17 protein-coding genes are annotated in these 25155 nt (G+C 69.1%); 6 read left to right on the top strand and 11 right to left on the bottom strand.

Annotated features, from left to right (window positions below; translation table 11 throughout):
* Positions 1-73: 73 nt before the first annotated feature.
* The 3 genes from V2S04_RS00895 to V2S04_RS00885 all read right to left on the bottom strand — a co-directional run bounded on the left by V2S04_RS00895 (position 74) and on the right by V2S04_RS00885 (position 4395).
* Positions 74-1621 carry an aldehyde dehydrogenase family protein gene (locus V2S04_RS00895; RefSeq protein ID WP_413636660.1) on the bottom strand — a complete coding sequence of 516 codons (1548 nt, stop codon included), beginning with the start codon at positions 1619-1621 and terminating at the stop codon, positions 74-76.
* A gap of 107 nt (positions 1622-1728) precedes the next feature.
* A complete protein-coding gene (locus V2S04_RS00890; protein WP_413636659.1) occupies positions 1729-3060 on the bottom strand; it encodes a GAF domain-containing protein in 1332 nt (443 codons plus the stop codon).
* 81 nt (positions 3061-3141) lie between these two features.
* The gene (locus V2S04_RS00885; RefSeq protein ID WP_413636658.1) at positions 3142-4395 is read right to left on the bottom strand and encodes a nucleotide disphospho-sugar-binding domain-containing protein; all 1254 of its coding nucleotides are present in this window, start codon (positions 4393-4395) and stop codon (positions 3142-3144) included.
* Between the two features lie 105 nt (positions 4396-4500).
* Between V2S04_RS00885 and V2S04_RS00880 the strand changes: the two genes are divergently transcribed.
* On the top strand, positions 4501-5136 hold the full coding sequence (locus V2S04_RS00880) for a TetR/AcrR family transcriptional regulator (RefSeq protein WP_413636657.1): 636 nt from the start codon (positions 4501-4503) through the stop codon (positions 5134-5136).
* Positions 5137-5263: 127 nt separating this feature from the next.
* On the opposite strand, the gene V2S04_RS00875 is transcribed toward V2S04_RS00880, so the two are convergent.
* Positions 5264-6691 (bottom strand): CCA tRNA nucleotidyltransferase, encoded by a 1428-nt coding sequence (locus V2S04_RS00875; protein WP_413636656.1) that lies wholly within the window; start codon positions 6689-6691, stop codon positions 5264-5266.
* A gap of 84 nt (positions 6692-6775) precedes the next feature.
* Between V2S04_RS00875 and V2S04_RS00870 the strand changes: the two genes are divergently transcribed.
* A complete protein-coding gene (locus tag V2S04_RS00870) occupies positions 6776-7255 on the top strand; it encodes an ASCH domain-containing protein (RefSeq protein ID WP_413636655.1) in 480 nt (159 codons plus the stop codon).
* A gap of 43 nt (positions 7256-7298) precedes the next feature.
* Here the strand turns inward: V2S04_RS00870 and V2S04_RS00865 are convergent, their stop codons facing one another.
* The 3 genes from V2S04_RS00865 to V2S04_RS00855 form a co-directional block, all read right to left on the bottom strand.
* Positions 7299-12299, bottom strand: a complete 5001-nt coding sequence (locus tag V2S04_RS00865; RefSeq protein WP_413636654.1) for a metallophosphoesterase — start codon at positions 12297-12299, stop codon at positions 7299-7301.
* A gap of 158 nt (positions 12300-12457) precedes the next feature.
* A complete protein-coding gene (locus V2S04_RS00860) occupies positions 12458-13516 on the bottom strand; it encodes an LLM class flavin-dependent oxidoreductase (RefSeq protein WP_413636653.1) in 1059 nt (352 codons plus the stop codon).
* Positions 13517-13545: 29 nt separating this feature from the next.
* Positions 13546-15048, bottom strand: coding sequence for a methyltransferase (locus tag V2S04_RS00855; protein ID WP_413636652.1), 1503 nt, complete (start codon positions 15046-15048; stop codon positions 13546-13548).
* A 96-nt stretch (positions 15049-15144) separates the two neighbouring features.
* On the opposite strand from V2S04_RS00855, the gene V2S04_RS00850 reads away from it, so the two are divergent.
* The 4 genes from V2S04_RS00850 (at position 15145) to trxA (ending at position 20381) form a co-directional block, all read left to right on the top strand.
* Positions 15145-17241, top strand: a complete 2097-nt coding sequence (locus V2S04_RS00850; protein ID WP_413636651.1) for a DUF6049 family protein — start codon at positions 15145-15147, stop codon at positions 17239-17241.
* Positions 17238-18851 carry a murein biosynthesis integral membrane protein MurJ gene (gene murJ / locus V2S04_RS00845; protein WP_413636650.1) on the top strand — a complete coding sequence of 538 codons (1614 nt, stop codon included), beginning with the start codon at positions 17238-17240 and terminating at the stop codon, positions 18849-18851. Before V2S04_RS00850 ends, murJ begins: the two co-directional genes overlap by 4 nt.
* Positions 18852-18991: 140 nt before the next feature.
* Positions 18992-19966, top strand: coding sequence for a thioredoxin-disulfide reductase (gene trxB / locus V2S04_RS00840; protein WP_340088108.1), 975 nt, complete (start codon positions 18992-18994; stop codon positions 19964-19966).
* 91 nt (positions 19967-20057) lie between these two features.
* A complete protein-coding gene (trxA, locus tag V2S04_RS00835) occupies positions 20058-20381 on the top strand; it encodes a thioredoxin (RefSeq protein WP_099196684.1) in 324 nt (107 codons plus the stop codon).
* A gap of 94 nt (positions 20382-20475) precedes the next feature.
* Here the strand turns inward: trxA and V2S04_RS00830 are convergent, their stop codons facing one another.
* The 4 genes from V2S04_RS00830 to V2S04_RS00815 form a co-directional block, all read right to left on the bottom strand.
* The gene (locus V2S04_RS00830) at positions 20476-20766 is read right to left on the bottom strand and encodes a tryptophan synthase subunit alpha (protein ID WP_340088110.1); all 291 of its coding nucleotides are present in this window, start codon (positions 20764-20766) and stop codon (positions 20476-20478) included.
* Between the two features lie 9 nt (positions 20767-20775).
* Positions 20776-22224, bottom strand: a complete 1449-nt coding sequence (locus tag V2S04_RS00825; protein WP_413636648.1) for a sugar porter family MFS transporter — start codon at positions 22222-22224, stop codon at positions 20776-20778.
* 128 nt (positions 22225-22352) lie between these two features.
* Complete coding sequence (locus V2S04_RS00820) at positions 22353-23378, bottom strand: ParB/RepB/Spo0J family partition protein (RefSeq protein ID WP_413636646.1); 1026 nt, start codon at positions 23376-23378, stop codon at positions 22353-22355.
* Entirely contained in the window at positions 23378-24259 is an 882-nt protein-coding gene (locus tag V2S04_RS00815) for a ParA family protein (RefSeq protein ID WP_413636644.1), read from the bottom strand. Before V2S04_RS00815 ends, V2S04_RS00820 begins: the two co-directional genes overlap by 1 nt.
* Between the last annotated feature and the right edge of the window lie 896 nt (positions 24260-25155).

Here is a 25155-nt window from a genome sequence, read left to right as displayed (position 1 = left end):
CTGCGACTCCTTCGCTCGGGAACGGCTGCCGGGCGGACGTCACGCGACGCCCGCCCGGCACTGGGGAGGCCGATCAGAAGAAGCCCATCGGGCCTTCGGCGTACGACACCAGCAGGTTCTTCGTCTGCTGGTAGTGATCGAGCATCATCTTGTGGTTCTCGCGGCCGACGCCCGACTGCTTGTATCCGCCGAACGCGGCGTGGGCCGGGTACTGGTGGTACGTGTTCGTCCATACGCGACCGGCCTGAATGGCACGGCCTGCTCGGTACGCGGTGTCGCCGCTGCGGCTCCACACACCGGCGCCGAGGCCGTAGAGCGTGTCGTTGGCGATCGAGATGGCGTCGTCGAAGTCGCTGAAACTCGTCACCGACAGCACGGGGCCGAAGATCTCCTCCTGGAAGATGCGCATGCTGTTGCTGCCCTCGAACACCGTCGGCTCGACGTAGAAGCCTCCGCTGAGGTCGCCGCCGAGGTCTGCCCTCCCGCCTCCGGTGAGCAGCTTCGCGCCCTCCTGCTTGCCGATGTCGATGTAGCTGAGGATCTTCTCGAGCTGGTCGTTCGACGCCTGCGCGCCGATCATCGTGGCGGGGTCGAGCGGATTGCCCTGGATGACCTTGCCGACACGTTCCAGTCCGTCGGCGAGGAAGCCGTCGTAGATCGAGCGCTGGATGAGCGCACGGGACGGGCACGTGCACACCTCGCCCTGGTTGAGCGAGAACATCGTGAAGCCCTCGAGCGCCTTGTCGTAGAACGGGTCGTCGGCGCGGGCCACGTCTTCGAAGAAGACATTCGGCGATTTGCCTCCGAGCTCGAGCGTGACCGGGATGAGGTTCTGCGAGGCGTATTGCATGATCAGCCGGCCCGTGGTGGTCTCGCCGGTGAATGCGACCTTGCGAATGCGCTTGTGCTGCGCGAGAGGTGCGCCGGCTTCGATGCCGAAGCCGTTGACGATGTTCACGACGCCGGCGGGCAGCAGGTCGCCGATGATTTCGAAGAGGAAGAGGATCGATGCGGGGGTCTGCTCGGCCGGCTTGATCACGATGCAGTTGCCCGCGGCGAGCGCAGGAGCCAGTTTCCAGGTAGCCATGAGGATCGGGAAGTTCCACGGGATGATCTGCCCGACCACGCCGAGCGGCTCCTGGAAGTGGTAGGCGACAGTGTTCTCGTCGAGCTGGCTGATGCCACCCTCCTGTGCGCGCAGCACCCCGGCAAAATAGCGGAAGTGATCGACTGCGAGCGGGATGTCGGCGGCGAGCGTCTCGCGCACGGGCTTGCCGTTCTCCCACGTCTCGGCGACGGCGATCGCCTCGAGGTTCTCCTCGATGCGATCGGCGATCCGGTTGAGGATGACCGACCGCTCCGCGGGTGAGGTGCGCTTCCACGACTCGAACGCCTTCCAGGCGACGTCGACAGCGCGGTCGATGTCTTCGGCGGTGCCACGGGCGACCTCGGTGAACGGCTTGCCGTTGACCGGGCTGATGTTCTCGAAGTACTGGCCCTTGGCGGGTTCGACGAACTCGCCGCCGATGTAGTGGCCGTACCGGGCGCGGTAGTTCGCGACGGCGCCGGACTGGCCGGGGGCGGCGTACGCGGTGGACACGTCTTCTTCGACGATGGTCATCGGTGACTCCTTCGACGGGCCGCGGCCTCGATGCTGCGCGGCTGTTGCGTTCGAAGGTAGGTGGCGTCAGGTTGCGCCCCCGTGCGCAACGTTGCAGTCGGTTGCGGTCACTCAGCGTCGAGGCGCTCGATCCGTGCGACGAGGCCTGCGCGTCTCGGCGAGCGGGCGGGAAGCATCTCGAGGGCGAGGCGCAGCGCCTCGGCGTCGTTCTGCCCCTCGGGGATCTCGGCGTACGCGAGCAGCACGTCGAGACTGGCCTCGCTGACCATCACCTCGTGCAGGGCCGCGCGCACCGTCTCGCGGAACTCCTCGACGCCGGGTGATGTCGACTCGGGCAGCACCGCACCCGGATAGGCGCTGAGCGCGACGCGGTGCGCACCGCGGTCGAGCAGCGAGAGCACGTTCTGCGCGTCGGTCTCAAGCGGTGCGGTCAGCCGATACGGCCGGGACTGCGGCGCGAGGTCTGGCGAGACCCGCTCGAGCACCTTGCGCAGACGCACCATCTCGGGCCGCAGGGTGTCGGGGGACGCGCCCTCGCCGTAGACGAGCTCGCTGAGCCGCTCGGCCGACAGGCCCTGTCGGTGCACGGCGAGCATGAGCAGGATCTCGGCGTGCCTGGCGCTGAGCTCGATCGTCGTCTCCCCATCGGCGGAGTCGACCTCGAGGCGGGCGCGGTCGCGTGCCAGCACCTGCAGGCGCGCGTGCCTGGTGTCACGCGGCGAGCGGCGCGGCGATCGCTCCGAGCCGCGGGGCACCTCGCTGCGTGCCCGCAGGCGCGCGACGAGCAGTTCCGATTCGACGGCTCGCGCCGTGGCATCCACCAGCATCCGGGCCTGCGGTGTGACCGCCTCGGCCCCGCCGGTCACGTCGATCACCCCGAGGATGCGGCGGGTCTCGGGGTCGAACACGGGGGCCGCCGTGCACGACCACGGCTGCACGAGTCGGTTGTAGTGCTCGGCGTGGTGGATCTGCACCGACTCGCCGAGGGCGAGCGCCGTGCCGGGGGCGGAGGTGCCGACGGTCTGCTCGGACCAGTTCGCGCCCGCGACGAATCCCATCTCGCCCGAGAGCACGCGCTGTCGAAGGTCGCCCTCGACCCACAGCAGCCGGCCGGCGTGGTCGCCGACCGCGACGACGACTCCCGAGTCCTCGGCGCTGCCCGGCAGCAGCAGCGAGCGGATGAGATCCATCACCCCGGCGAGCGGATGCCCGGTGCGGTACGCCTCGAGGGCATCGTGGCCGAAATCGAGAGGCGGCAGTCCCTCGGCGCCCACGCGCCCCTGCCAGGCACGCTCCCACGATGCCCGCACGAGCGGGCGCACCTGCTGCAGGCGGCGATCGTCGAGGTTGCCGGCGACGAGCTCTTCATGCGCGCGCTCGATCAGAAGACGCGAGGCCTCGGGTGAGGCGTCACGCGATGACGACCAGGGGGACGGCACGCTGGCTCCGATCGGCGCTGATGGGTGTGCCCAGTGTATGTGTGCGCGACCTGTTCGGTCACGCGTTTCACCGCACCCGGATCAGGTGAGGGCGGTGCGCTGGATCATGCTCGCGTCGATGACCTCGTCGAGCGTCCGCCAGGGATCGGCGGCGCGCAGGGCGTGACCGATCTGCGCGGCAGTCGCCCGGAACGCGGGCTCGTTCAGCACGCGGTGCACGGCGTCCCGGATCTTCGGCGCATCGGCCGTCTGCGTGCGCAGGTCGATGCCCGCTCCCGACCAGCCGACCCTCGCGCAGACCTCGACCTTGTCTTCGGTTCGTCCTGCTACGACCAGTGGGATGCCGTGCCGCAGCGCCTGCTGAACACCGCCATAGCCGCCGTTGGTCACCATGGCGTCGACCTTGGGCAGCAGCTGATCGTACGGAAGGTACTCGGCTACTCGGGCGTTCGCCGGCAGATCGGATGCCAGGTCTCCGAGGGCACGCCCCCCGGTGGATGCGACGACGAGCACATCGCTGTCGCGCAGCGCCTCGAGGGTCGGCAGCACGAGCTGCGAGAAGTCGCGGTTCGCGATGGTTCCCTGGGTCACGTGCACGACGGGTGTGCCGGCGTCGAGATCGCTCCACCATTCGGGCAGAGCGGGAGTGGAGATCACGGCGGGAATCGCTCCGGCGTAGTGCACCGTCGGGGGCAGATCCGATCGGGGGTATTCGAACTCGGGAACGGTGAACTGGACGTAGGCGTCGGCTCGCCCGGCCCAGTCGAGGACGAACCCTCCGAGGCCACGACCTGTCTCGCGAGCGGCGAGCCGATCGGCCTCCCGCTGCACGCGGCGGAAGATCAGGCGCTCCGCGATGGTCCGCAGCGCGGCGTTGCGCAATCGCCCAAGGGGACCGGCCATCGGCGTGACGCCGAGGCCGAACGGCGCCGTATCGCGACTGCGGACCCCGAGCGGGAAGATTCCGAGCGCGATCACCGGCGGCCGGTCGTGCCGAGGCAGCTGCTGCAGCAGAGCGGCGCCGAGGAAGAGGGGTTCGGCGAGCACAGTGTCGATGCGCTGCTCTGCCAGCACGGCGCGCACAGCGGCGAGCTGAGCGACTCCCGGCCTCACGAACAGATTGCTCATGTCGAAGCGCAGAGCTGCCGCTCCGGTCAGCCCCACGCGCTCCGGGAACGCGGCGTCGGCGTCGTCGAGGTCGATGTCGGCCGCAGCAGGAAGAGCGACGAATCGGGCTCCCGTGCTCGCGACTCGTTCGCCGTAACGGGAACTGGTGAGGAACGTCACATCGTCACCGCGCTCGATGAGATGGCGAGCGATCTGCAGCAGCGGCATGACGTGTCCGTGTGCCGGCGTGCAGGCGATGAGGTGGTGGACATCGGACTCCTTCTCTAAGATCGTTGTACCGAGACAGTATTCATCTGCCTGTGAGGAAAGTCAATGAGTGAATCCGTCGGCCGGGTCTACCGATCCGAGCTCCGGGCGCGTCAGGCGCGTGAAACGAGAGCGCGCATCATCGCCGCTGCCGGGGAGCTGTTCGCCCGACAGGGGTACCAGGCGACCACCATCGCCGCGATCGCGCGCGCGGCCGGCGTCTCCGGTGAGACCGTCAAGACGGCCGCCTCGAAGGCCGAACTGCTGATCGCGGCGTTCGAGGTGACGTTCTCGGGATACGAGGGCGCCGAGTCGCTCACGGACACGGATGTCGCCGCCGGCGTGCTGGAGCTGCCCGACGATGTGTTCCTCGACGCCGTGCTGGCTCAGATCACCGACGCGAACGCACGCGGGCATCGGCTGTGGACGGTGCTGCTGGGCGCCGCGCTGTCGGACGAACGGGTCGACGAGGTGCTCACGCAGATCCTGCATCGTCGCGCCGACGACTACCGACGCCTGGTCGACGAGCTCATCGCCCGCGGTCTGGCCACCTCCCAGGCTGATCCTCAGACGACCGCTGCGGCGCTGTCGTTCCTGCTCTCGCCCGAGAGCTATCAGCAGCTCGTCGCCCAGTCGGGATGGGACGTCGACACCTATATGCAGTGGCTGCGAGCGGCCGTCGCGGCCGAGCTCGCCCGTTGACTCCCGCCCGCGGGCGCCGAGACTTCCGATCCAGCACGAGACCTGCCTCTGCAGGCCCCGTCTCGTGCTGCAAGCCAAGTCTCGCGGCCGAGATTGCGATGGCGGGGCTGAGCCGCGAAGAAGCGGCTCAGCCGCGTGCGGCCCACCATTCGCGCAGGCGCTGCTCGGCGGCATCCGGGCCGATCACGCCCTCGTCGAGACGCACCTCGAGCAGGAACCGGTACGCCTCGCCGACCTCACGGCCGGGCGTGATGCCCAGGATCTGCTGGATCTGATTGCCGTCGAGCTCGGGGCGGATGCTGTCGAGCTCCTCCTGCTCGCGAAGCTCGACGATCCGCCGCTCGATGTCGTCGTAGGCCGAGGCGAGGCGGGCGGCCTTGCGCCTGTTGCGGGTCGTCACGTCAGCCCGCACGAGGATGTGCAGGCGCTCGACCACGTCACCGGCGTCACGGACATAGCGACGGACGGCGCTGTCGGTCCACGCTCCCTCGGCGTAGCCGAAGAAGCGCAGGTGCAGCTCGATCAGCTTCGCCACGGCATCGGTGGTGTCGCCGTCGAAGCGCAGGGCCTGCATGCGCTTGCGCGCCATGCGCGAGCCGACGACGTCGTGGTGGTGGAACGTCACCCCTCCCCCGGACTCGAGCTTGCGGGTGCGCGGCTTGCCGATGTCGTGCAGCAGGGCGGCCAGGCGCAGCGCCACGTCGGGTGCCGCCCCGGGGTTGCGGGCCTTCTCGAGGTCGATCGCCTGACGCACCACGGTGAGCGAGTGCTCGTAGACGTCCTTGTGATGGTGATGCTCGTCTACCTCGAGCCGCAGCGCGCTCACCTCGGGCAGGAACTCGTCGATCAGCCCTGTCTCGACCAGCACCCGGATGCCCCGGACCGGGTCATCGGTCTGCATGAGCCGCACGAGTTCGCCCTGCACCCGCTCGGGGCTGACGATCTTGAGGGTCTGGCGCAGCTTCTCGACGGCGGCGAGGGTGGTGTCCTCGACCGCGAAGCCCAGCTGTGCGCTGAAGCGCGCCGCTCTCAGCATCCGGAGCGGGTCGTCGCCGAAGCTGATCTCGGGGTCGATCGGGGTGCGCAGCACGCCGGCGACGAGGTCTTCGACACCGCTGGTGGGATCGATCAGTCTGACGGCGGGCACCTGCAGGGCCATGGCGTTCACCGTGAAGTCGCGCCGCAGCAGGTCGCCGTCGATCGTGTCGCCGAACTCGACGACCGGCTTGCGGGTGACGCCGTCGTAGCTGTCGGCGCGGTACGTCGTGATCTCGACCTGCTCGCCCTGAACGCGCGCGCCGATGGTGCCGAATGCCCGACCGATGTCCCAGTGCGTGCTCGAGATCGGCTTGACGATGCGGAGGATGTCGTCGGGGCGGGCGTTCGTGGTGAAGTCGAGATCGTGCGTCTCGCGGCCGAGCAGCGCGTCGCGCACCGGGCCGCCGACGACCGCGAGGTCGAAGCCCGCGTCAGCGAAGGCGGTCGCGAGGGTGGCGACGACGGGATTCGCGGCGAGCGCGCCGAGTCGGGACAGACCCTCGGCCATATTGAGCATGGATTCAAGGGTACCGGCGCAGCCCGGCCATCCCTGATCGCCTCATCCGCACGGTCGATCGTCCGGGGCGCGTACGGTGAGGGGATGCAGACCGACCCAGCCATCGACGAGTTCTGGCGCGGGTGCCGCGCCGCGCTGCCGCACCTGCCCGAGAGGATGCCCGAGGTGTGGGCGTTCGGCGCGACACCAGAGCACGCCGACGGCCTTCTCGCCCTCGTGCTGGCGGGGACCAAGACGGCCACGGCCTCGTCGCTGTGGGACTACGAGCACATCGGCGACCCGCTGCCCCAGGTGGGCGAGCTGAGCATCATCCTCGACGGGCGCGGCGCACCCCGCGCGCTGCTCGAGACCACGGCCATCGCGGTCGCGCCCTTCGATCAGGTCTCGGCATCCCACGCCTTCGCCGAGGGTGAGGGCGACCGCACTCTCGAGCACTGGCGCGAGGTGCACGAGCGCTACTGGCGCCAGCACTCCGAGAATCCGCGCGGGTACGAGCCCACCATGCCGGTGGTCTGCGAGGAGTTCCGCCTGCTGCGCCCGCCCACTGAAGGCCCTCACTCCTGAAGAACCCCGCCGGCGAGTGCCGGCGGGGTTCTTCAGCGCGGGGCTAGGCCCGGCGGCGGTTCAGGAACAGGATGCCGCCGGCCACGAGCGCGAGGAGCCCGACGATGCCGAGGCCGAGCGTCCATGTTCCGGACGAGCCGGTCGTCGCCAGAGCGGCACCGGGACGATCGACGCTGGGGCTCTTCGGCCCGCCGTCGGACGCGCCGGCGTCGGGTTCCTCGGAACCCCCGTCTCCGGGTCCAGGGCCACCGTCTCCGGGATCCCCGTCGCCGTCACCAGCGCCACCGTCACCAGGGCCGCCGTCGCCGTCTCCGGGACCACCGTCCCCGTCACCAGGACCGCCGTCACCGTCACCGGGACCGCCCTCACCGGGGTCGGTCGTCGGCTTCCCATCGGTCGTGAACGAGCGCACCTCGGTGCTCTCCACTCCGCCGAACGGTCCCGTGGTGCGCACGTACCAGCCGTGCTCACCGGCATCCAGACCCTTCCAAGTGACCGTCGTCTGCTCGCCGCTCACGACGTCCTGCACGCAGTCGATCTCGTTCGTGGTCAGGATGTCGACACGGAACGCGTCGGTCGACAGCACCTTGGTCACCGGGGCGATGCCGCCGGCGGCGTAGGGGATCTCGAACTCCTGCATGCCTGCCGGGGTGTTCAGCGACGCGTCGTCGGAGTCGAAGTCGTCGAGCGACGGCGAGTACGTGCGCACGATGATCCGGCCCTGCTCGTTGTCGAAGTGCAGCAGGCGAAGGTAGCCCTGCCCGCCCTCCGGCAGACCCTGGTAGTCGAACAGCATCGAGTAGACCGTCCGGTCGGCCATGCCGTCGCCGTCGTCGTCGAACTCGTCCAGACGCGTGTACGCGTCGTGATAGTGCCCGGAGCCGACAGAGACGACGTTCGCGTTCGGAGCCACGACCTCGTCGTAGATCCGCTGCGGGAAGGGCCCGAGTCCGCCCGTGGTGAGCATGTACTCGTGCAGGTTGATCATGACCTTGCGCTCGGGGTACTGCCGGATGATCGAGTTCATCCAGGCGATGTCCTCGCTGTTCGACGCCTCGTCGTTGGGGTCGGGCCAGCCCATGTACATCATGAGCATGTCGATCCCGCCGGCGGTGACCAGGTCGTAGTGACCCCGGTTGTCCTTGTACGAGCCTCCGTACCAAGGGTTGCCGGCGAACCGGGCCTCGCCGAAGTTCCGGCTGTACTCGGTGTAGTCGCCGTCCCAGTGGCCGACGTCGTGGTTGCCGGCGAGCACGCCGTAGGGGATGCCGGCGTCGTCGAGCAGGCGGTACGCCGCATCCGCGTTCTTCCACTGATGCGGCTGGTCGTAGTTGTCGACGATGTCGCCGGTGTGCGTGACGTACTGCAGGTTCAGCGCGTCGCGCTGCGCCACGAGGAACCGGTTCATGTTCTGCTGGTGCTGGTACCAGACGTCCGAACCGCCGTCGCCGGCGAGGCCGCCCTCGTTGCGGTTGTAATACTGCGTGTCAGACAGCCATCCGAGCGTGAAGTCGTACTGGTCGCGGGGCGTGGCGCCGGCGTTGAACGGCGTCACCTGCGAGTCGCGCGAGCTGGTGTCGGTGCCCGCCCAGCCCTCGGAGTGCTGCACGAGCAGGGTCAGCTCGCCGTCCTTCGCGTGACCGTCGACCGCGACCTCCGCCTCCAGGGCGAAGCTGGTCGGCGAACCGCCGGTGGTGACGTGCCGGTCGACCTCGTGCCACGAGCCGTCGGTCTTCTGCACGTAGAGCAGTACCTTGGCATCCGCGTTGGCAGACCCCTCCCACGCGACGCGCATCCGGGCGTCGGAACCTGCTCGCTCGGGCACCTGCACCGTGAACAGCTGGTACGGCATGGCGGTGTCGGAGCTCGCGGCGACCTCGATGCCGTCCAGACGAGCGATGCGCGCCAGCTCATCCTCGGTCAGCGGCTTCGCGTCGCCGCGCTCGGTCGAGCGCGAGCTCGAGGTGGCACCGGCGGCGACGCGCACCTCGTCATCCATCGAGGTGTACGTGTACCCCTCGGCGAAGCAGAGCTCGAGGCGGTCGTCGACCTGCGACCCGGGCCGGGCGACGAGATCGACCTGGTCGCCGGTCAGCTCGGCGCCGTCATCGGGGCTGATCAGCTGCGTGATCGGCTTCTCATCCGCGGTCGAGAAGGCGATCGTCGTCGTCGAGACGTTGCCGACGGCGTCCTTCGCGGTGATGACCGCGGTGTGATCGCCCGGCGCGAGCGTGAGCGATGAGGTCGCCAGCGGCAGCGTGATCTCCTTCTCGTCGAGCGTCGCCGTCACCGACTCGAAGCCGGAGCCGGCGTCGGTGACGGTCGCGTCGATCGTGAACGCACCCCGGTACTGGCGGCCGTCGACGATCGTGCTCTCGATCACGGGAGCGGTGTTGTCGACGATCACGGTGCGGGTGGCCGACATCGCGTCGGCTGCCGCGACGGCGGCCTCCGCCTCCGGCGATGCGGATGCCGTGATCACGTGCTCGCCGTCGTCGACGACCGTGGTGTCCCACAGCGTCGAGACCGAGTCGAAGGCGTCGTCTGGGATGGTGAACGTCGCGAGGAAGTAGACCAGGTTGGCGTCGCTGAAGTTGATCCGCTCGCTCGAGGTGGCAGGGCAGGCGCGCTCGGTCGGTTCCTGGCCCTCACCCGCGCCAGCGCATGACGTGGGGCGCAGCACCCGGCCGTCCGGCAGCACGAGGCGCGGGTTCATCGCCGTGAAGTCGTCGTTGTTCTCGTTGGGGTCGGGCTGCGGCCAGGCCTTCGTGCCGGCGTACACGCCGAGCGTCAGCTTCTCTCCGCGTACGACCTCCTGCACGGGAACCTCGGCATCGACCGTCACGATGCGGTCGTAGTAGCCCTCGTCGAAGATCTTCAGCACCGTGTCGCCGAGCTTGAGCCCGTTGCGGAAGAACGCGTCGGTGCTGGTCGCCTCGATCGCAAATCGCGGCGCGCGCTCGAGCGACGGCGTCGTCTCACCGGCCTTCTCACCGTCGATCTCGAGCGAGAGCGATGCCGGATCGCCGTCGGTGGTCGCGACGACCGGCGTCTGTCCGCCGACGAACTGCCCCTCAGCGACGTTGAGCCGAACGGGGTCGTCGGGGGTGTCGTCGAGCGTGAGGCGCACCGGTCCGAGCGTCGTGGTCTGGCTGCCGTCGCTCGCGGTGATCGAGTACTCGAGCCAGCGCTTTCCGTAGACGTCGACCGACGGGATGCTGTACCCGTAGCGATCCGCGGTGCTGAACGTCAGGTCGCGGGTCTCGGATGCGCCCAGGTCGTCGGTGAGCGTGAGGGTCACGCGACGCACGAGCACGTCGTCGGCGATGTCGAAGCCGAGCTCGATGCCCTCGCCGCTCGGCAGTTCGCTGCCTCCGGTGAGGTCGACGATCGTCGGGGCAGAGCCCGCCGCGGGATACGGCACGTACGATCCTGCGACCTGGCTGTCGCTGACCGCACCCGGGGTGGGGGCGGCCAGACCCTGCATGGTCTGGATGCTGCCGGCGGGATCGGCGGGCACCCACAGGGCGCCGCTGACGTCGGCCGGGTTCCAGCCGTACTGGATGGCGGTCGACGCCGTGGTCTGCGCATCGTCGAAGTAGTAGGCGCGCGAGATGTCGTGGCCGCTCTTCGTGCTCAGCTGCAAGCCGCGGGATCCGCCGTTCGCCATGCCGCCCGACTGGATGGTCAGGATGCTCTCGCCGAGCACCAGATCGGTGCCGAAGGCGGCGTTGAAGTCGGCGACCGTGTACCCGGCGCTGAGGACGGCCGGGTTCTGGATCCACAGCACGAGCGTCTCGCCGGCGCCGATGGTCGGCTCTCCCGGTCCGGCGGGCCACAGCGTCGACGCGTTCGTGGTCGGACCGGTGAGGGCGTTGTCAGTGGTGAGGTAGCTGAGCGCGTAGTCGCCGAAGCCGACCGGTGCATCTGAGGCGTTGTAGACCTCGATGAACTCGAACGCGTCGGAGCCCGCGACGTTCGCCGTATCGGGTGCGACCTCGGTGATCTGTAGGATGGGGCCCTTGGCGTCAGGGTCGGTCGGCTTGGGCGCGGGGATCAGCTCGCTCGTGACCTGGTCGACCGTGATCGTGCCGGGCGTGGGCGCCGCGGTCGCTCCTGTCGGGTCGTGGTCGAGCAGACGGGCGTCTGCCGATCCGATCTGGTGCGGCACCGCGAACTGGGCGTTCCACGGGGTCGAGCTGACCCCGTCGTCCGACGGCACCCAGGCGCGTGCGAGGGTCGCGCCCTCGGCATCCGTCAGGCTGAAGCCGCGCGAGCCGCTGTTCGCGAATCCGCCCTGCGGTCCGAAGCGCAGCACCTGCACGCTCTCCGGCACGTCGTAGAACGCGCGGAACTGCTCTTTCGTGAGGCTGCGGCGCGCGTCGCCCTCGGCATAGTTCATCCAGAGCACGGCGGTGCCGCCGGCGGGGATGACCGCCGGGCTGTCGCCCTCGCCGTCGAGGTGGATCAGCGGCTGCACTGTGCCGGTGTTCCACTGGCTCGTGTGGTACCTGATCTGCAGGCCCTGTGCGGTGAGATCGATCGGCTCGGCGGTGGTGTTCGTGACCTCGACGAACTCGTAGGTGTCGGCCCCGGCGTTGTCGCCGTTGATCTCGGTGATCACGAGCGGCCAGTGCTCGGCGGCGTTGCCGCTCTCGCCGGTGATCGGCGCGACGTCGGATGCCTGTGCCGCGGGGTCATCGGCGGTCGAGCCGGGGTCGGTCGGAGCGGTCTCCGTCGGGGCCGGCTGCGTCGGCGTCGGCTCCGTCGGCTGTTCCGATGGGGCCGGCTCCGTGGGCGCCGGCTCTGCTGTGGGCGCAGGCGCTGTGGCGTCCGGTGTCGGCGCGGCCGTCTCGTCAGGCCCTGGAGTCGACTCTGGAGCGGTGGGCGCGGGCTCCGGAGTCGCGGTGGTCTGTTCGGGCGCGGGGGTCGGTGTCGTCTCGTCCGCGAGGGCTGCGGGCGCGGCACCGGAGACCAGCGCGGTCGCGACGACCACGGCCGCGAGTGCTCCGGCTCCGGCACGACGGAGGGATGGATGGGGCATGGAAAGAGGACCTCTTCACGAAGGGGGAGTTGGCGAATGCCGCTCCTCTTCGTAGTCCCCTCGGATGACCTCTCGGTAACCGTCTTCCGACTTCTTCAACCGTCTCGTGAACCCTCGGTGAACCACGGCGCGCCGCGTGCCCACGCGCGCATGGCGGGTCAGGCCACAGGGTCGCCCTGCACCGGACCGTCGGTGTTCGGCTTCCACCCGAGCGCCGGGGCGACATGCTCGGCGAAGGCCTGCAGCACGTGCAGGTTGTACTCCGGTCCGAGCTGATTCGGGATCGTCAGCATGAGCGTGTCGGCGGCCATCACGGCCTCGTCGGCGCGCAGCTGCTCGATCAGCTCGTCGGGCTCCGCGGCGTACGTCTTGCCGAAAGTCGAGCGGTAGCCGTCGATGATGCCGACCTGGTCGCTGTTCTCACGCGAGCGCAGTCCGAAGTACGCACGATCGCGGTCGCTCACCAGCGGGAAGACGCTGCGGCTCACCGAGACGCGCGGCGCACCGGTGTGCCCGGCGTCGCGGTACGCGGCGCGGAACAGGTCGATCTGCTCGCGCTGCAGCTCGTGGAACGGCTGGCCGGTGGCCTCGGTGAGCAGGGTGGAGCTCATCATGTTCAGACCCATGCGTCCGGTGGTCTCGGCGGTCGCCCGCGAACCGGCGCCCCACCAGATGTGGTCGCGCAGTGTCGGCGACTGCGGCTCGATCGCGAGGTAGTGACCGGCTCCGACCATGCGCGGGTCGCCCGGGGCGACGCGCTCGCCATCGATGGCCCGCAGGAACAGGTCGAACTTCTCGCGCGCCATGACGCTGCCCCGCTCGGTGTCCTCCGCGTCGTGGAAGCCGAACGTCTCGTAGCCGCGCAGGGCGGTCTCGGGCGACCCGCGGCTGACGCCGAGCGCGATGCGCCCTTCGGCGATCAGGTCGAGGGCGGCGGCCTCCTCGGCGAACTGGAACGGGTTCTCGTACCGCATGTCGATCACGCCGGTGCCGACCTCGATGCGCTTGGTGCGCGCGGCCATGGCCGACAGCAGCGGCATCGGCGAGGCGGCCTGCCGCGCCCAGTGATGCACGCGCACGTACGCGCCGTTCACGCCGATCTCGTCGGCGCCCTCGGCGAGTTCTATGCTCTGGCGCAGCATGTCGCCCGCCGTGCGCGTGGCGGAGCCGGGGACATCTGCGTAGTGCCCGAAGGAGAGGAAGCCGAAAGCCTTCATGTCGTATGCAAACGCATGAAATACGGATGCTATTCCGCGGCCGGCAGAAGGAACCCGTCGAGCACCAGCCGGCGGATGCGCGGCTCGAGATCCGCCCGCAGATCGGCGAGCGGAACGTCGAACAGGTCGGCGAGGGCGCCGATGATCTGCACGACGGTCAGCTCGCCGTCGCACGCGCCGACGAATCCGGCGAGCGCGCTGTCGACGCTCACCGTGCGGCCGAAGCCTCCGCCCTGACGCAGCTCGATCACGCTCGGGTCGTCTTCGCCCGGCATGAGGTGCCGCGCCTCGGTCACATCGGATGCGACGGTGAGGCGCCTCGGGATGCCGTCGGCCAGCGCGTCATGAGCCGCGAGACCCGCGCCGAGCGCGCGACCAAGGTTCGACACCGGCTGGGTCAGCGTCTCGAATCGGCGCAGGGGCCGCCCCGCGGTGCGGCGCAGCAGGATGTAGCCGAACCCGACCGCCGTCACGCCGCGTTCGGCGAAGTCGTCGAGCCAGGCGCTGAGCAGTCGGGTGAACTGAGCGTCTCGCGGCAGCGTGCCGCCGTCGCGGATCCACAGCTCCGCGTAGCCCAGCGGGGTGAGCTCTTCGCGCTGGATGACCCACGCGTCGAGGTCGTCGTCGATCCAGGAGCGCACGCGCTCGAGCCCGCCGGCACCGGCGCGGGATTCCCAGTTGCCGAGCAGCTGCGCGATGCCGCCCGGGGCGAGATGACGGGGGACCCGGCGAAGGAACTCCTCGACCAGGGCATCGCCGACGAGACCGCCGTCGCGGTACTCGTACTCGGGAACATCGGTCGCGCGCGGGGTGATCACGAAGGGCGGATTCGACACGACGAGATCGAACGCCTCGCCCGCGACGGGCTCGAAGAGACTGCCCAGCCGGAACTCGATGTTGTGCACGCCGTTCAGCTGCGCGTTCAGCTCAGCGAACGCCAGGGCTCGGGCGGAGATGTCGGTGGCGATCACCTCGTCGGCGTGGCGCGAGACGAGCAGCGCCTGGATGCCGCATCCGGTGCCGAGATCGAGGGCCCGCGCGACCGGCACCGGCACGATCAGCTCGGCCAGGGTGCGGGACGCCCCGCCTACGCCCAGCACATGATCGGCCGGCAGCGAGGTGCCCAGGGCGATCTCATCGAGATCGCTCGCGATCCACCACTCGCCCACACCGTCGGCATCCACGAACGACTGCGGTCGGATCAGCGCTTCGGGATGCACCGTCTCGCCGTCCACCCGCGCGAGTCCCAGTGCGACGGCGCCGGTGACACCGAGTCTCGGCAGCGCCGCCGCCACGGCGTCGGTCGGCTGCGGCATCCCGAGCACCCACAGCCTGCCCAAGGTCGCCAGCGCGTCATCGCGCGCACCCAGAGCGCGCAGGATGGGCTCGCGCAGACCCCGGGCGAGGGCGTCGTCGGCCTCCTCGCCCCACAGGCGCCGCAGCGGTTCGGAGCGGAAGTCGGCATCGTCGAGATCGGCGGCGAGCGGCTGCGCGAGGTGAGCGTCGGAGAGGGGCTGAGCGCGGTGCGGCACGGCCGTCACTCTACGCGCCTTCAGGGTTCGCGAGGCGTCGCGGCCTAGAATCGGGGGCGTCGTCGGTGCCGGCTCTCCGGCCTGCGACCCGAACACATGAACTCGACATTCTCTCGCGACGGCATCCGTCCGCGCGCGCGCCGGCTGCTGAGCCGCCTCGCCGCGGTGCTCGTCGTCGGCTCGCTGGGTCTGGGCGTCGCTCCGGCCGCCGGAGCGGACGATGCGGATGCCGAGCAGCCGGCCGACCCGGCGGTGCAGCTGCTGCTGTCTGTGGGGGCCGCGGGCGAGATCGCTCCCGACACGGCGCTGCTCGGCACCGTCACGATCGACAACTCCACCGACAGCGACCTCAGTGCGGGCAGCGTCAGCATCGAGCTGAACACCACGCCTCTCGCGGACGGCGCCGCCCTCGACACCTGGCTCGACGAGGGCACGACCGGTGGCGGATTCCGCAGCCTCGCGACCGAGAGTACCCCGGTCGTGGCCGACGGCACCGACGGCACCGTCAGCGTGATGGTCGAGCCCGCCGATCTCGGCACGCTCACGCCCGGTGTCTATCCGCTCAAAGCGCGCCTGTCCGGCGCGAGCACGGTGAACGAGGACGGCGACACGGTGCCGTGGAACATCAGCGCCGAGACCGTGCTCGTGGTCACCGGCCCCGCCGAGCCCCGCACCGCGGTGATCGTGCCGGTCACGGCGACTCCCGCGAACGGCGCCCTGCTCACGGCCGACGAGCTCACCGCACTCACCTCCGAAGGCGGCGCGCTGTTCGATCTGATCGAGGCGGTGTCGGACACCAGTGCGATCCTCGCGATCGACCCGTCCATCCCGGCGTCGATCCGCCTGCTCGGGGCGTCGGCACCGGCGAGCGCGACGCAGTGGCTCGAGAGGTTCGAGGCGCTGCCGAACGAGATGTTCACGCTTCAGTTCGGCGACGCCGATGCCACGGTGCAGGCACGAGCCGGCCGCGCCCAGCTGCTCGAAACGCCCGATCTGGCGCCGCTTCTCAACCCCGCCGACTTCCCCGCGGTCGAACCGGAGCCGGCCTCGACGTCCGAGCCCACACCGACTCCCCTGCCCACGCCCGAGCCCGAGCTCCCCGACAACAGCGAGCTCACGGCCGTCCGTGGTCTGCAGGCAGGCATCCTGTGGCCCCGCTCCGGCGTCACCGAGAAGGACCTCGCGACGTTCGCCGGGTACCTCGGCGATCGGGTCACCACGATTCTGCCCTCGACGGCGGTCCGCGGCAGCACGGCGGTGCACAGCGCCGTCGGCGCGCACGATCTGCTGGTCACCGATGCGGCCGCATCCGCTCGCCTGTCGGCCGCCGTGGAGCGCACCGACCGCCCCGGGGCGACCGCCGACCTGGCCGCTGCCGCCGGGCACCTCTTCTTCGCCGGACAGCGCAGCGAGCTGACCGCCGTCGCCCTCGACCGCTCCGAGACGCGCTCCCCCGAGGCGCTGCGCGACGCCCTCGTCGCCTTCGCCACCCCGGGGGCGACACTCAGCTCACTGCGCGCCGGCGCACCGGCCTCCGTCTCCCTCGCCGATCCGGGCGACAGCGCCCGCGTCGCCCAGCTGAACAGCATGCTCGCAGGCGAAGACCGGCTCACCGCCTTCGCGACGATCCTCGATGAGCCGGCCGTGCTGCTCGCGCCCGAGCGCATCCGCCTGCTGCGCGCCATCGGGGTCGGCCTCGACGACGAGGAGTTCACCGAGCGCACTGCCGCGCACGCCGAGCGCGTGAACACCACCCTCGCCTCGGTCAGCGTGCAGAAGCCGAAGCCCGTGCAGCTGTTCACCTCGGCGGCGCCGCTGCCGGTGTGGGTGCGCAACGACCTGCCCTGGCCGGTCACCGTGAACCTGTTCAGCACGCCGTCCGACAACCGGCTCGACATCCAGCCGGTCACCGAGGTGCGCGCGCTCGCCTCGAGTGCCACCCGCGTCGACGTGCCGATCGAGGCGCGTGTCGCCAGCGGCCAGGTCGACGTGCGCTTCCGACTCGAGAGCGACACCGGCGTGCCGATCGGTCAGCCGGAGGTCGCTGACGTCACGCTGCGCGCCGACTGGGAGGGCATCGGACTCGGCGTCTTCGGCGGGGTGATCGGGCTGCTGCTCGTCGTCGGCGTCGTGCGGATGGTGCGCCGTCGCAGGGCGGATGCCGCCGATGAGTCCCCTGAGGAGAGCAAGTGACGAGTCTCGGCCGCGCCAGTGCACTGATCGGCGCGGGCACGATGATCTCGCGGGTCACCGGGCTGCTGCGCACCATCGTGCTGGTCGTGGTTCTCGGTGCCGTCGGCTCGCAGGCGGCCGACGCGTTCGACGTCGCGAACAAGCTGCCGAACAGCATCTTCAACCTCATCTCGGTGGGTCTGCTCACCGCGGTGATCGTGCCGCAGATCGTCGCCGCGGCCCGGCACGACGACAAGGGCAGCGCGTTCATCTCGAAACTGTTCACGCTCGGCACCGTCGTGCTGATCGTCGCGACGGGCGTCGCCGCCATCCTCACGCCCTGGCTGATCTCGGTGCAGCTGCCGAAGGGCGGCGAGCAGGCGGCCCTCGCGATCGCGTTCGCATACTGGTGCCTGCCGCAGATCGTGTTCTACGGGCTCTACGCGATCGTCGGCGAGACGCTGAACGCCCGCAACATCTTCGGGCCGTTCACCTGGGCCCCCGTCGTCAACAACATCCTCTCGATCATCGGCTTCCTCGTCATCGGCGCGGTCTTCGGCACCGGACTGGTCGACGTCGACCAGTGGGACGCGCCGATGATCGCCGCCCTCGGCGGCACCGCCACGCTGGGCATCCTCGTGCAGGCCGCCGTGCTGCTGCTGTTCTGGCGGCGCACCGGCATCCACATCCGCCCCGACTTCCGCTGGCGCGGCGTCGGACTCGGCGACGTCGGCAAGCTCGCCAGCTGGACCCTGCTGATGGCGCTGGTGAGCCTCGCGACCGGATTCCTGCAGACCAACGTCGCCAACCTCGCATCGGGTGCCGGCGCCGGCAGCACGGTCATGTCGAACGCGTGGCTGGTGTTCATGCTGCCGTATTCGATCATCGTGCTGTCGATCGGCACCCCGTACTTCACGCGCATCAGCGAGCACGCCGTCGCCGGCCGCGACGACGAGGTCCTCGCCGACATCTCGCGTGCGGTGCGCACCCTCGGCTTCTTCATCGTCGGTGCGCTTGCGGCGGTCGTCGCCGCGGCTGTTCCCGCGTCGCGCGTGTTCACGAAATCTGCTCCGGATGCCGAGGCCGCCGCCCTCGTGCTGCTCGCCTACCTCGTGAGCCTCGTGCCCCTCACCGTGATCTTCATGGTGCAGCGGGCGTTCTACGCCTACAGCGACACCAGGACGCCCCTGCTGTTCACGCTGGTGCAGTGCGTGGTCGTGATCGCGACCGCGCTCGCCGCCCGGGCCATGGTGGATGCCGGGATGCTCGAGATCACGCACCTCGCCGCCGCCGTGGCGCTCGGTCAGTCGATCGCCAGCACGGTGCAGACCCTGCTGGCGGTGTGGCTGCTGCATCGGCGCCTCGGCCCCCTCGGCGCGCGCCGCTGGATGGGCGCTCTGGGGTGGTTCTCGCTCGCCGCGGTGCCGGCCGGGTTCGCCGGCTGGGGCGTGTATCTGCTGTGCGGCGGTGCCGATGGGTGGATGGCGCAGTCGCAGCTGTTCGGCGCGCTCGGAGCGGCCCTCGTCGGCACCGTCGTGATCGCCGTGTACGCCGGTCTGCTCGCGGTGATGCGCACGCCCGAGCTGGCCGTCGCCGGCACGCTGCTGCGCCGTTTCCTACCCGGCCGCTGAGGCCGGCTCAGCGGGCATCCGGAGCACCTTTTCCGCACTGCGGTGGCCCACAGCGCTCGGGAATGCCGCGCGGTTACCATGGGTTGAAGCAGACGACGCGGATCACCCGCGCCTGCTGGACACCTGCCTTAGGAGGGCACATGCGTCAGGTCATCATCATCGGCTCGGGACCGGCCGGATTCACCGCCGCGATCTACGCGGCGCGGGCCAACCTCAAGCCGCTGCTGGTCGCCAGCACCGTCGAGGTCGGCGGTGAGCTGATGAACACGACCGACGTGGAGAACTTCCCCGGGTTCCCCGAGGGGATCCAGGGCCCCGACTTGATGGCCAAACTGCAGGCGCAGGCCGAGAAGTTCGGCACCGAGGTGCTGTACGACGACGTCACCGAGCTCCAGCTCGACGGCCCGGTCAAGAAGGTCATCCTCGGCAGCGGTGCGGTGCACGAGGCGTCCACGATCATCTACGCGACCGGATCGGCGTATCGCAAGCTCGGCATCGAGGGCGAGGAGCGCCTCTCGGGATACGGCGTCTCATGGTGCGCGACCTGCGACGGCTTCTTCTTCCGCGAGAAGGAGATCGCGGTCGTCGGCGGCGGCGACTCGGCGATGGAAGAGGCGACGTTCCTCACCCGCTTCGCATCGAAGGTCTACGTGATCCACCGCAAGGACACCCTGCGCGCCTCGAAGATCATGCAGGAGCGCGCGTTCGCGAACGAGAAGATCGAGTTCATCTGGAACAGCACGGTCGACGAGATCCTCGGCGGTGACTCGGTGAACGGTGTGCGGCTGCGCTCGACCGTCGACGACAGCACCCGCGAGCTGGCCGTCGACGGCGTGTTCGTCGCGATCGGCAACGACCCGCGCACGCACCTGGTGCACGACAAGCTGCAGCTCACGGACGCGGGCACGATCTGGGTCGACGGGCGCTCGTCGCGCACGTCGGTTCCCGGTGTGTTCGCCGCGGGTGACGTGATCGACCCGACTTACCGTCAGGCGGCCACGGCCGCCGGCTCCGGTGTCGTGGCCGCTCTCGACGCCGAGCACTTCATCGCCGACCTCGAAGACCCCTCGGTGGAAGAGCCCGCCGCGGTCGCCGCAGAGATCATCGTCGGCTGACGAGCCTCGTCGCGGCGGCATCCGCTGCCGTGGGAACACAATCGCCCCGTCTGACGTTTGATCAGGTGGACACCGAACAAGGAGACAATCCATGACTGCCAAGGCAACCACTCAGGCCACCTGGGAGCAGGACGTTCTGCAGGCCGACGGACCCGTGCTGGTCGACTTCTGGGCCGCGTGGTGCGGACCGTGTCGCATGGTCGCGCCGGTGCTCGACGAGATCCAGGCCGAGAACCCCGACAAGATCACGATTCTCAAGCTCAACGTCGACGAGAACCCCGATCTGGCCATGAAGTACCAGATCACGTCGATCCCGGCGATGAAGGTGTTCCAGGGTGGCGAGGTCAAGACGACTATCATCGGCGCCAAGCCGAAGTTCGCCCTCGAGCAGGACCTCGCGCCGTACATCGGCTGAGTTCGCCTCATTCCAAGAGCCCGTCACCTCGTCGAGGTGGCGGGCTCTTCGGCATCCGGTAGGCGTCCGGGTCGGCGTGGTGGAGAGGCGGTCGCTACGCGGCCAGCATCCGCCAGACTGTGGTGCTCAGCTCGGGATACTCGTGCGCGATGCTGCGCAGCACGAGGTCGTTCCAGCGCGGATCCCGGGGGTTGCCGCCCTGATCCTGGTAGACGTCGGTGCGCAGCAGCAGCACCACCAACTCGTCGACCGACGGCAGCTCCGACATGAAATCCCAGGGATCCTCGCCGCTGCGCAGGCGCTCGTGCACCAGCACCGAGCGCTCGTCTCCGGCCTCCGCGCGCAGCACTTCGAGGCTGGCACGACGCGGGAACGAGGGAATCACCCGTCAATTCTACGAGCGCGGAGCACGGGTGCGGCGCTCGACCGTCATCTCCTCCGCCATCGATTCGAGCTCCTTCCCCTTGGTCTCGGCCACCTTGAAGTACACGAAGAAGAACGACAGCAGGGCGAAGAACGCGTAGAAGCCGTAGGCGAAGGTGAGGCCGATCTCGGCGAATGCGGGGAACGTGGTCGAGATGAAGAAGTTCGCCGCCCACTGCGCCGCCGCCGCGACCGCCAGCGCACCCGCGCGGATCGAGTTGGGGAACATCTCCCCCAACAGCACCCAGACCAGCGGGCCCCACGTCGCTCCGAAGAACACCACGAACGCGTTGGCGCTGATCAGCGCGATCGTCGCCCACGCATCGGGGAGGGAGACCGCGCCCTCGGCATCCAGCGTTCCGAACGAGAACGCGACCGCCATGAGGCCCAGCGTCACGGTCATGCCGATCGACCCGACCATCAGCATCAGGCGACGGCCGACGCGGTCGACCAGCAGGATCGCGATGATCGTCACGACGATGTTCGTCACCGACGTGATGACCGTGATCGTCAGGGCGTCGGACTCATCGAAGCCCACCGAGCGCCAGAGCGTCGTGGAGTAGTAGAAGATCACGTTGATGCCGACGAACTGCTGGAAGATGCTCAGCAGGATGCCGACCCAGACGATGGGTTTGAGGCCGAACCGGTGGCCGCGCAGGTCCCTCAGCGATTCGCTGCGCTCGGTGTTGATGGTGCCGGTGATCTCGGTGATCTTGGCCTTGACGTCGATCGTGCCCGTGACGAGCGTCAGCACCTCCGCGGCCCTCTCGACGTCGCCTCGGGCGACGAGGTACCGCGGAGACTCGGGCAGGCGCATCGCCATGATCCCGTAGACCACCGCCGGGATCGCCTCGGCGATGAACATCCAGCGCCAGGCATCCAGCCCCCACAGCGGCTCCGCCGCTCCCCCTGCGACGTTCGCCAGCAGAGCATCCGAGAGCAGTGCGACGAAGATGCCTGTCACGATCGCGAGCTGCTGCAGCGACCCGAGTCTGCCGCGTACGTTCGCCGGCGAGACCTCGGCGATGTATGCCGGAGCGATGACTGACGCAGCGCCGACGCCGAGTCCGCCGACGACGCGCCAGATGATGAGGTCGATCACGCCGAATGCGAGGCCCGACCCGACCGCCGAGACGAGGAAGAGCACGGCGGCGACGAGCATCGTCGGGATGCGCCCGAACCTGTTGGCGAGCGGACCGGCGAACCACGCGCCTACGGCGCAGCCGATCAGCGCAGAGGAGACGGCGAAGCCCTTGAGCCCGACGCCGAGATCGAATGCGCCCGCCAGGGCATCCACGGCCCCGTTGATCACCGCGGTGTCGAAGCCGAACAGGAAGCCGCCGAGCGCGGCGGCGATGCTCACCCCGATCACCCGTCCGCGGATCCCGCTCGCAGCGCGTGGGCCTGCTGAATCGGTCATGGTCCCCTCCTCCGGTCGTGTTCCGGATGCTAGTGGAGGGCGCCGACGATCAGAAAGGGGTGGCGCGGCGGGGCGTCTCGGGGCTAGGCGCGGCGCGTGGCCAACCGTGTTGTGCGGGACGGGTGGAATCAGCGGGAGCCGAACTCCTCCTCACCGAGTTCCGCAAGGATGCGGTTGAGGTCCTGAATGGACGCGAATTCGATCTTGAGCTGGCCTTTTCTCGCACCCAGTGCGATCTGCACCCGGGTGTTCAGCCGATCACCGAGCTTGCCCGATACCTCATCGAGGTAGGCGCGGCGTGCGCCGGCTGTCGGCTTGCTGACGTTTCCGGGGGCGCTGGGCAGGCTCTTCGCAGCGGCCTCCGTGGCGCGCACCGAGAGATCCTCGTTCACGACCTTGTCGGCGAGGCGCTGCATCTGCTCCGGCGTCTCGACCGAGAGGATGGCGCGGGCGTGGCCGGCCGACAGCACGCCGGCCGCCACGCGCTGCTGCACGGGCACGGGCAGGCGCAGCAGGCGAATGGTGTTGCTGATCTGCGGGCGGGAGCGGCCGATGCGGGTGGCCAGCTCTTCCTGCGTGATGCCGAAGTCCTCGAGCAGCTGCTGGTAAGCGGATGCCTCTTCGAGAGGATTGAGCTCCGAGCGGTGCAGGTTCTCGAGGAGCGCGTCGCGAAGAAGATCCTCGTCGGCGGTCTCCCGAACGATAGCGGGGATGGTGTCGAGGCCAGCCTCGCGCGCGGCGCGCGTTCGGCGCTCGCCCATGATCAGCTCGTACTCGCCGTCGGCGTTCTCGCGCACGATCACCGGCTGCAGCACGCCGAACTCGCGCACGCTGTGGACCAGCTCGGCGAGGTGGTCCTCGTCGAAGTGCGTGCGCGGCTGGCGCGGGTTCGGGACGATGATGTTCGGGTCGACCTGGATCAGGCGGACGCCGGGCACCTGCGAGAGCTCGGCCTCGCCTGCCCCTGCCGTGCTGTCATGCTGGGTCTCCGCGGTCTGGGAATCGCCGTGCGGGGAATCCCCGTGCTGCGCGGGAGCGGCATCCGTCTTCACCTTCACCGCGCCGGGGAAGAAGACGTCGACGGGGCGCTCCGCCTGATCCGTCGTCGGAATGAGTGCGCCGATCCCCCGACCGAGTCCAGTGCGCTTGGCCATCATGCTCCCTTGTTCTGCGCGGCGGATTCGTTGCGCTGCGCGATCTCGACTGCTGCTTCCCGGTAGGCGACAGCGCCGGCCGACGTGCCGTCATATGAGATGACGGTCTGTCCGAAGCTCGGCGCCTCCGACACCCGCACCGAGCGCGGGATGACGGCGTTGAGCACCTGCTGCGGGAAGTGGGTGCGTACCTCATCGGCGACCTGCTGAGCTAGGCGCGTGCGCGCGTCGTACATGGTGAGCAGGATGGTGGAGAGGTGAAGTTCGGGGTTGAGGTGCTTCTGGATCATCTGGATGCTGCCGAGCAGCTGGCTCAGACCTTCCAGCGCGTAGTACTCGCACTGGATCGGGATGAGCACCTCGGATGCCGCGGTGAACGCATTGATGGTCAGTAGACCCAGTGACGGCGGACAGTCGATGATGACGAAGTCGACCGGATTGTCGCGCAGATACTCCTCGAGTGCACGGCGGAGGCGGAATTCCCGGGCGACCTGGGAAACCAGCTCGATCTCTGCGCCGGCGAGGTGGATCGTGCTCGGCGCGCAGCGGAGGTTCTCGGATTCCGGACTGTCCTGCACGATCTCCGCGAACGGAAGATCGTTGATCAGCACGTCGTAGATGCTCTTGGTGTCGGCGGAATGTGCCACTCCGAGTGCCGTCGAGGCGTTTCCCTGCGGATCGAGGTCGATGACCAGCACTTTTCCGCCGAGATCGGCGAGAGCGGATGCCAGGTTCACGGCAGTTGTGGTCTTGCCGACGCCACCCTTCTGGTTCGACACCGTGAAGATGCGGGTGTCACCACTGAAATGCACTTCGACCGTCTTCAGGGCCCGGCGCCGGGATGACAGGTCTGCGAGTTCCCGAGCAAGCGGGGTATCCATCCCGAAATCCTGGTTCGGCGATGCGTTGTCGGATGGTTTCACGTGAAACATCGACTCCTTTCGGGACCGTCTTCCACTCTACGTGATCCCTCCGTGCCGCCCCGGCGCCGCGCCCCGTGGCGGGCGAACACCAACGAGACGCCACCATCCGGTCATTGAGCGAGGAGCGCAGTAACGAGACGAAATGCCACTGCGTTTCGCCTCGCTCCGCTCGCTCGACGGTTGCCCTATTCCGGGCATTGAGCGAGGAGCGAAGCGACGAGTCGAAATGCGCCCCTCGGGCGGGTGACGTTGCTCTGCTCTCTCTCAACCGAACGGGTGACCCTTCCGGTCATTGAGCGAGGAGCGAAGCGACGAGTCGAAATGCGCCCCTCCAAAGGGTGACGTCCGACCGGCAGCGCTGCTCTCTCACAACCGAACGGGTGACCCTTCCGGGCATTGAGCGAGGAGCGAAGCGACGAGTCGAAATGCGCCCCTCCAACGGACGACGTTCCAACTCGCAGCGCTGCTCTCCCAAAACCGAACAGGGTGGTACCCCCCCGGTCATTGAGCGAGGCGCGAAGCGACGAGTCGAAATGCGCCCCTTCCAACAGGGTGACGTTCCGACCGGCAGCGCTGCTCTCTCACAACCGAACGAGGACGGCACCCCCCAAGCAATTGAGCGAGCGGCGGAGCGACGAGCCCAATGCGGCGCTCAGCTGCGCGACGTTCCGATGTGCTGCCTTGCAACCATGTCGCACCCGGTGTCAAGGCGATACCGTTTCACGTGAAACATACCCGAACCCGGCGCAGAGTACCTTTGGCGCTACGGTCCTCACGCACGCGCAACCATCGGAGAGTACTTGCAATGTCGCGGTCACTGAGGGAGGAGCCAAGCGACGACACGAAAGGTACCC

The organism is Microbacterium sp. OR21 (genome assembly GCF_047306785.1).
GTDB classification, from domain to species: Bacteria; Actinomycetota; Actinomycetes; order Actinomycetales; family Microbacteriaceae; genus Microbacterium; species Microbacterium esteraromaticum_E.
Note: the sequence above shows the minus strand (reverse complement) of the source record. Positions and strands in the feature narration are given on the sequence as shown.

Excerpts from the sequence above, each read along its gene's own strand:
- V2S04_RS00895 (WP_413636660.1), bottom strand. The coding sequence starts at position 1,621 with ATGACCATCGTCGAAGAAGACGTGTCCACCGCGTACGCCGCCCCCGGC.
- V2S04_RS00885 (WP_413636658.1), bottom strand. The coding sequence starts at position 4,395 with ATGCCGCTGCTGCAGATCGCTCGCCATCTCATCGAGCGCGGTGACGAT.
- V2S04_RS00880 (WP_413636657.1), top strand. The coding sequence starts at position 4,501 with ATGAGTGAATCCGTCGGCCGGGTCTACCGATCCGAGCTCCGGGCGCGT.
- V2S04_RS00875 (WP_413636656.1), bottom strand. The coding sequence starts at position 6,691 with ATGCTCAATATGGCCGAGGGTCTGTCCCGACTCGGCGCGCTCGCCGCG.
- V2S04_RS00870 (WP_413636655.1), top strand. The coding sequence starts at position 6,776 with ATGCAGACCGACCCAGCCATCGACGAGTTCTGGCGCGGGTGCCGCGCC.
- V2S04_RS00865 (WP_413636654.1), bottom strand. The coding sequence starts at position 12,299 with ATGCCCCATCCATCCCTCCGTCGTGCCGGAGCCGGAGCACTCGCGGCC.
- V2S04_RS00860 (WP_413636653.1), bottom strand. The coding sequence starts at position 13,516 with ATGAAGGCTTTCGGCTTCCTCTCCTTCGGGCACTACGCAGATGTCCCC.
- V2S04_RS00850 (WP_413636651.1), top strand. The coding sequence starts at position 15,145 with ATGAACTCGACATTCTCTCGCGACGGCATCCGTCCGCGCGCGCGCCGG.
- trxB (WP_340088108.1), top strand. The coding sequence starts at position 18,992 with ATGCGTCAGGTCATCATCATCGGCTCGGGACCGGCCGGATTCACCGCC.
- trxA (WP_099196684.1), top strand. The coding sequence starts at position 20,058 with ATGACTGCCAAGGCAACCACTCAGGCCACCTGGGAGCAGGACGTTCTG.
- V2S04_RS00825 (WP_413636648.1), bottom strand. The coding sequence starts at position 22,224 with ATGACCGATTCAGCAGGCCCACGCGCTGCGAGCGGGATCCGCGGACGG.
- V2S04_RS00820 (WP_413636646.1), bottom strand. The coding sequence starts at position 23,378 with ATGGCCAAGCGCACTGGACTCGGTCGGGGGATCGGCGCACTCATTCCG.
- V2S04_RS00815 (WP_413636644.1), bottom strand. The coding sequence starts at position 24,259 with ATGGATACCCCGCTTGCTCGGGAACTCGCAGACCTGTCATCCCGGCGC.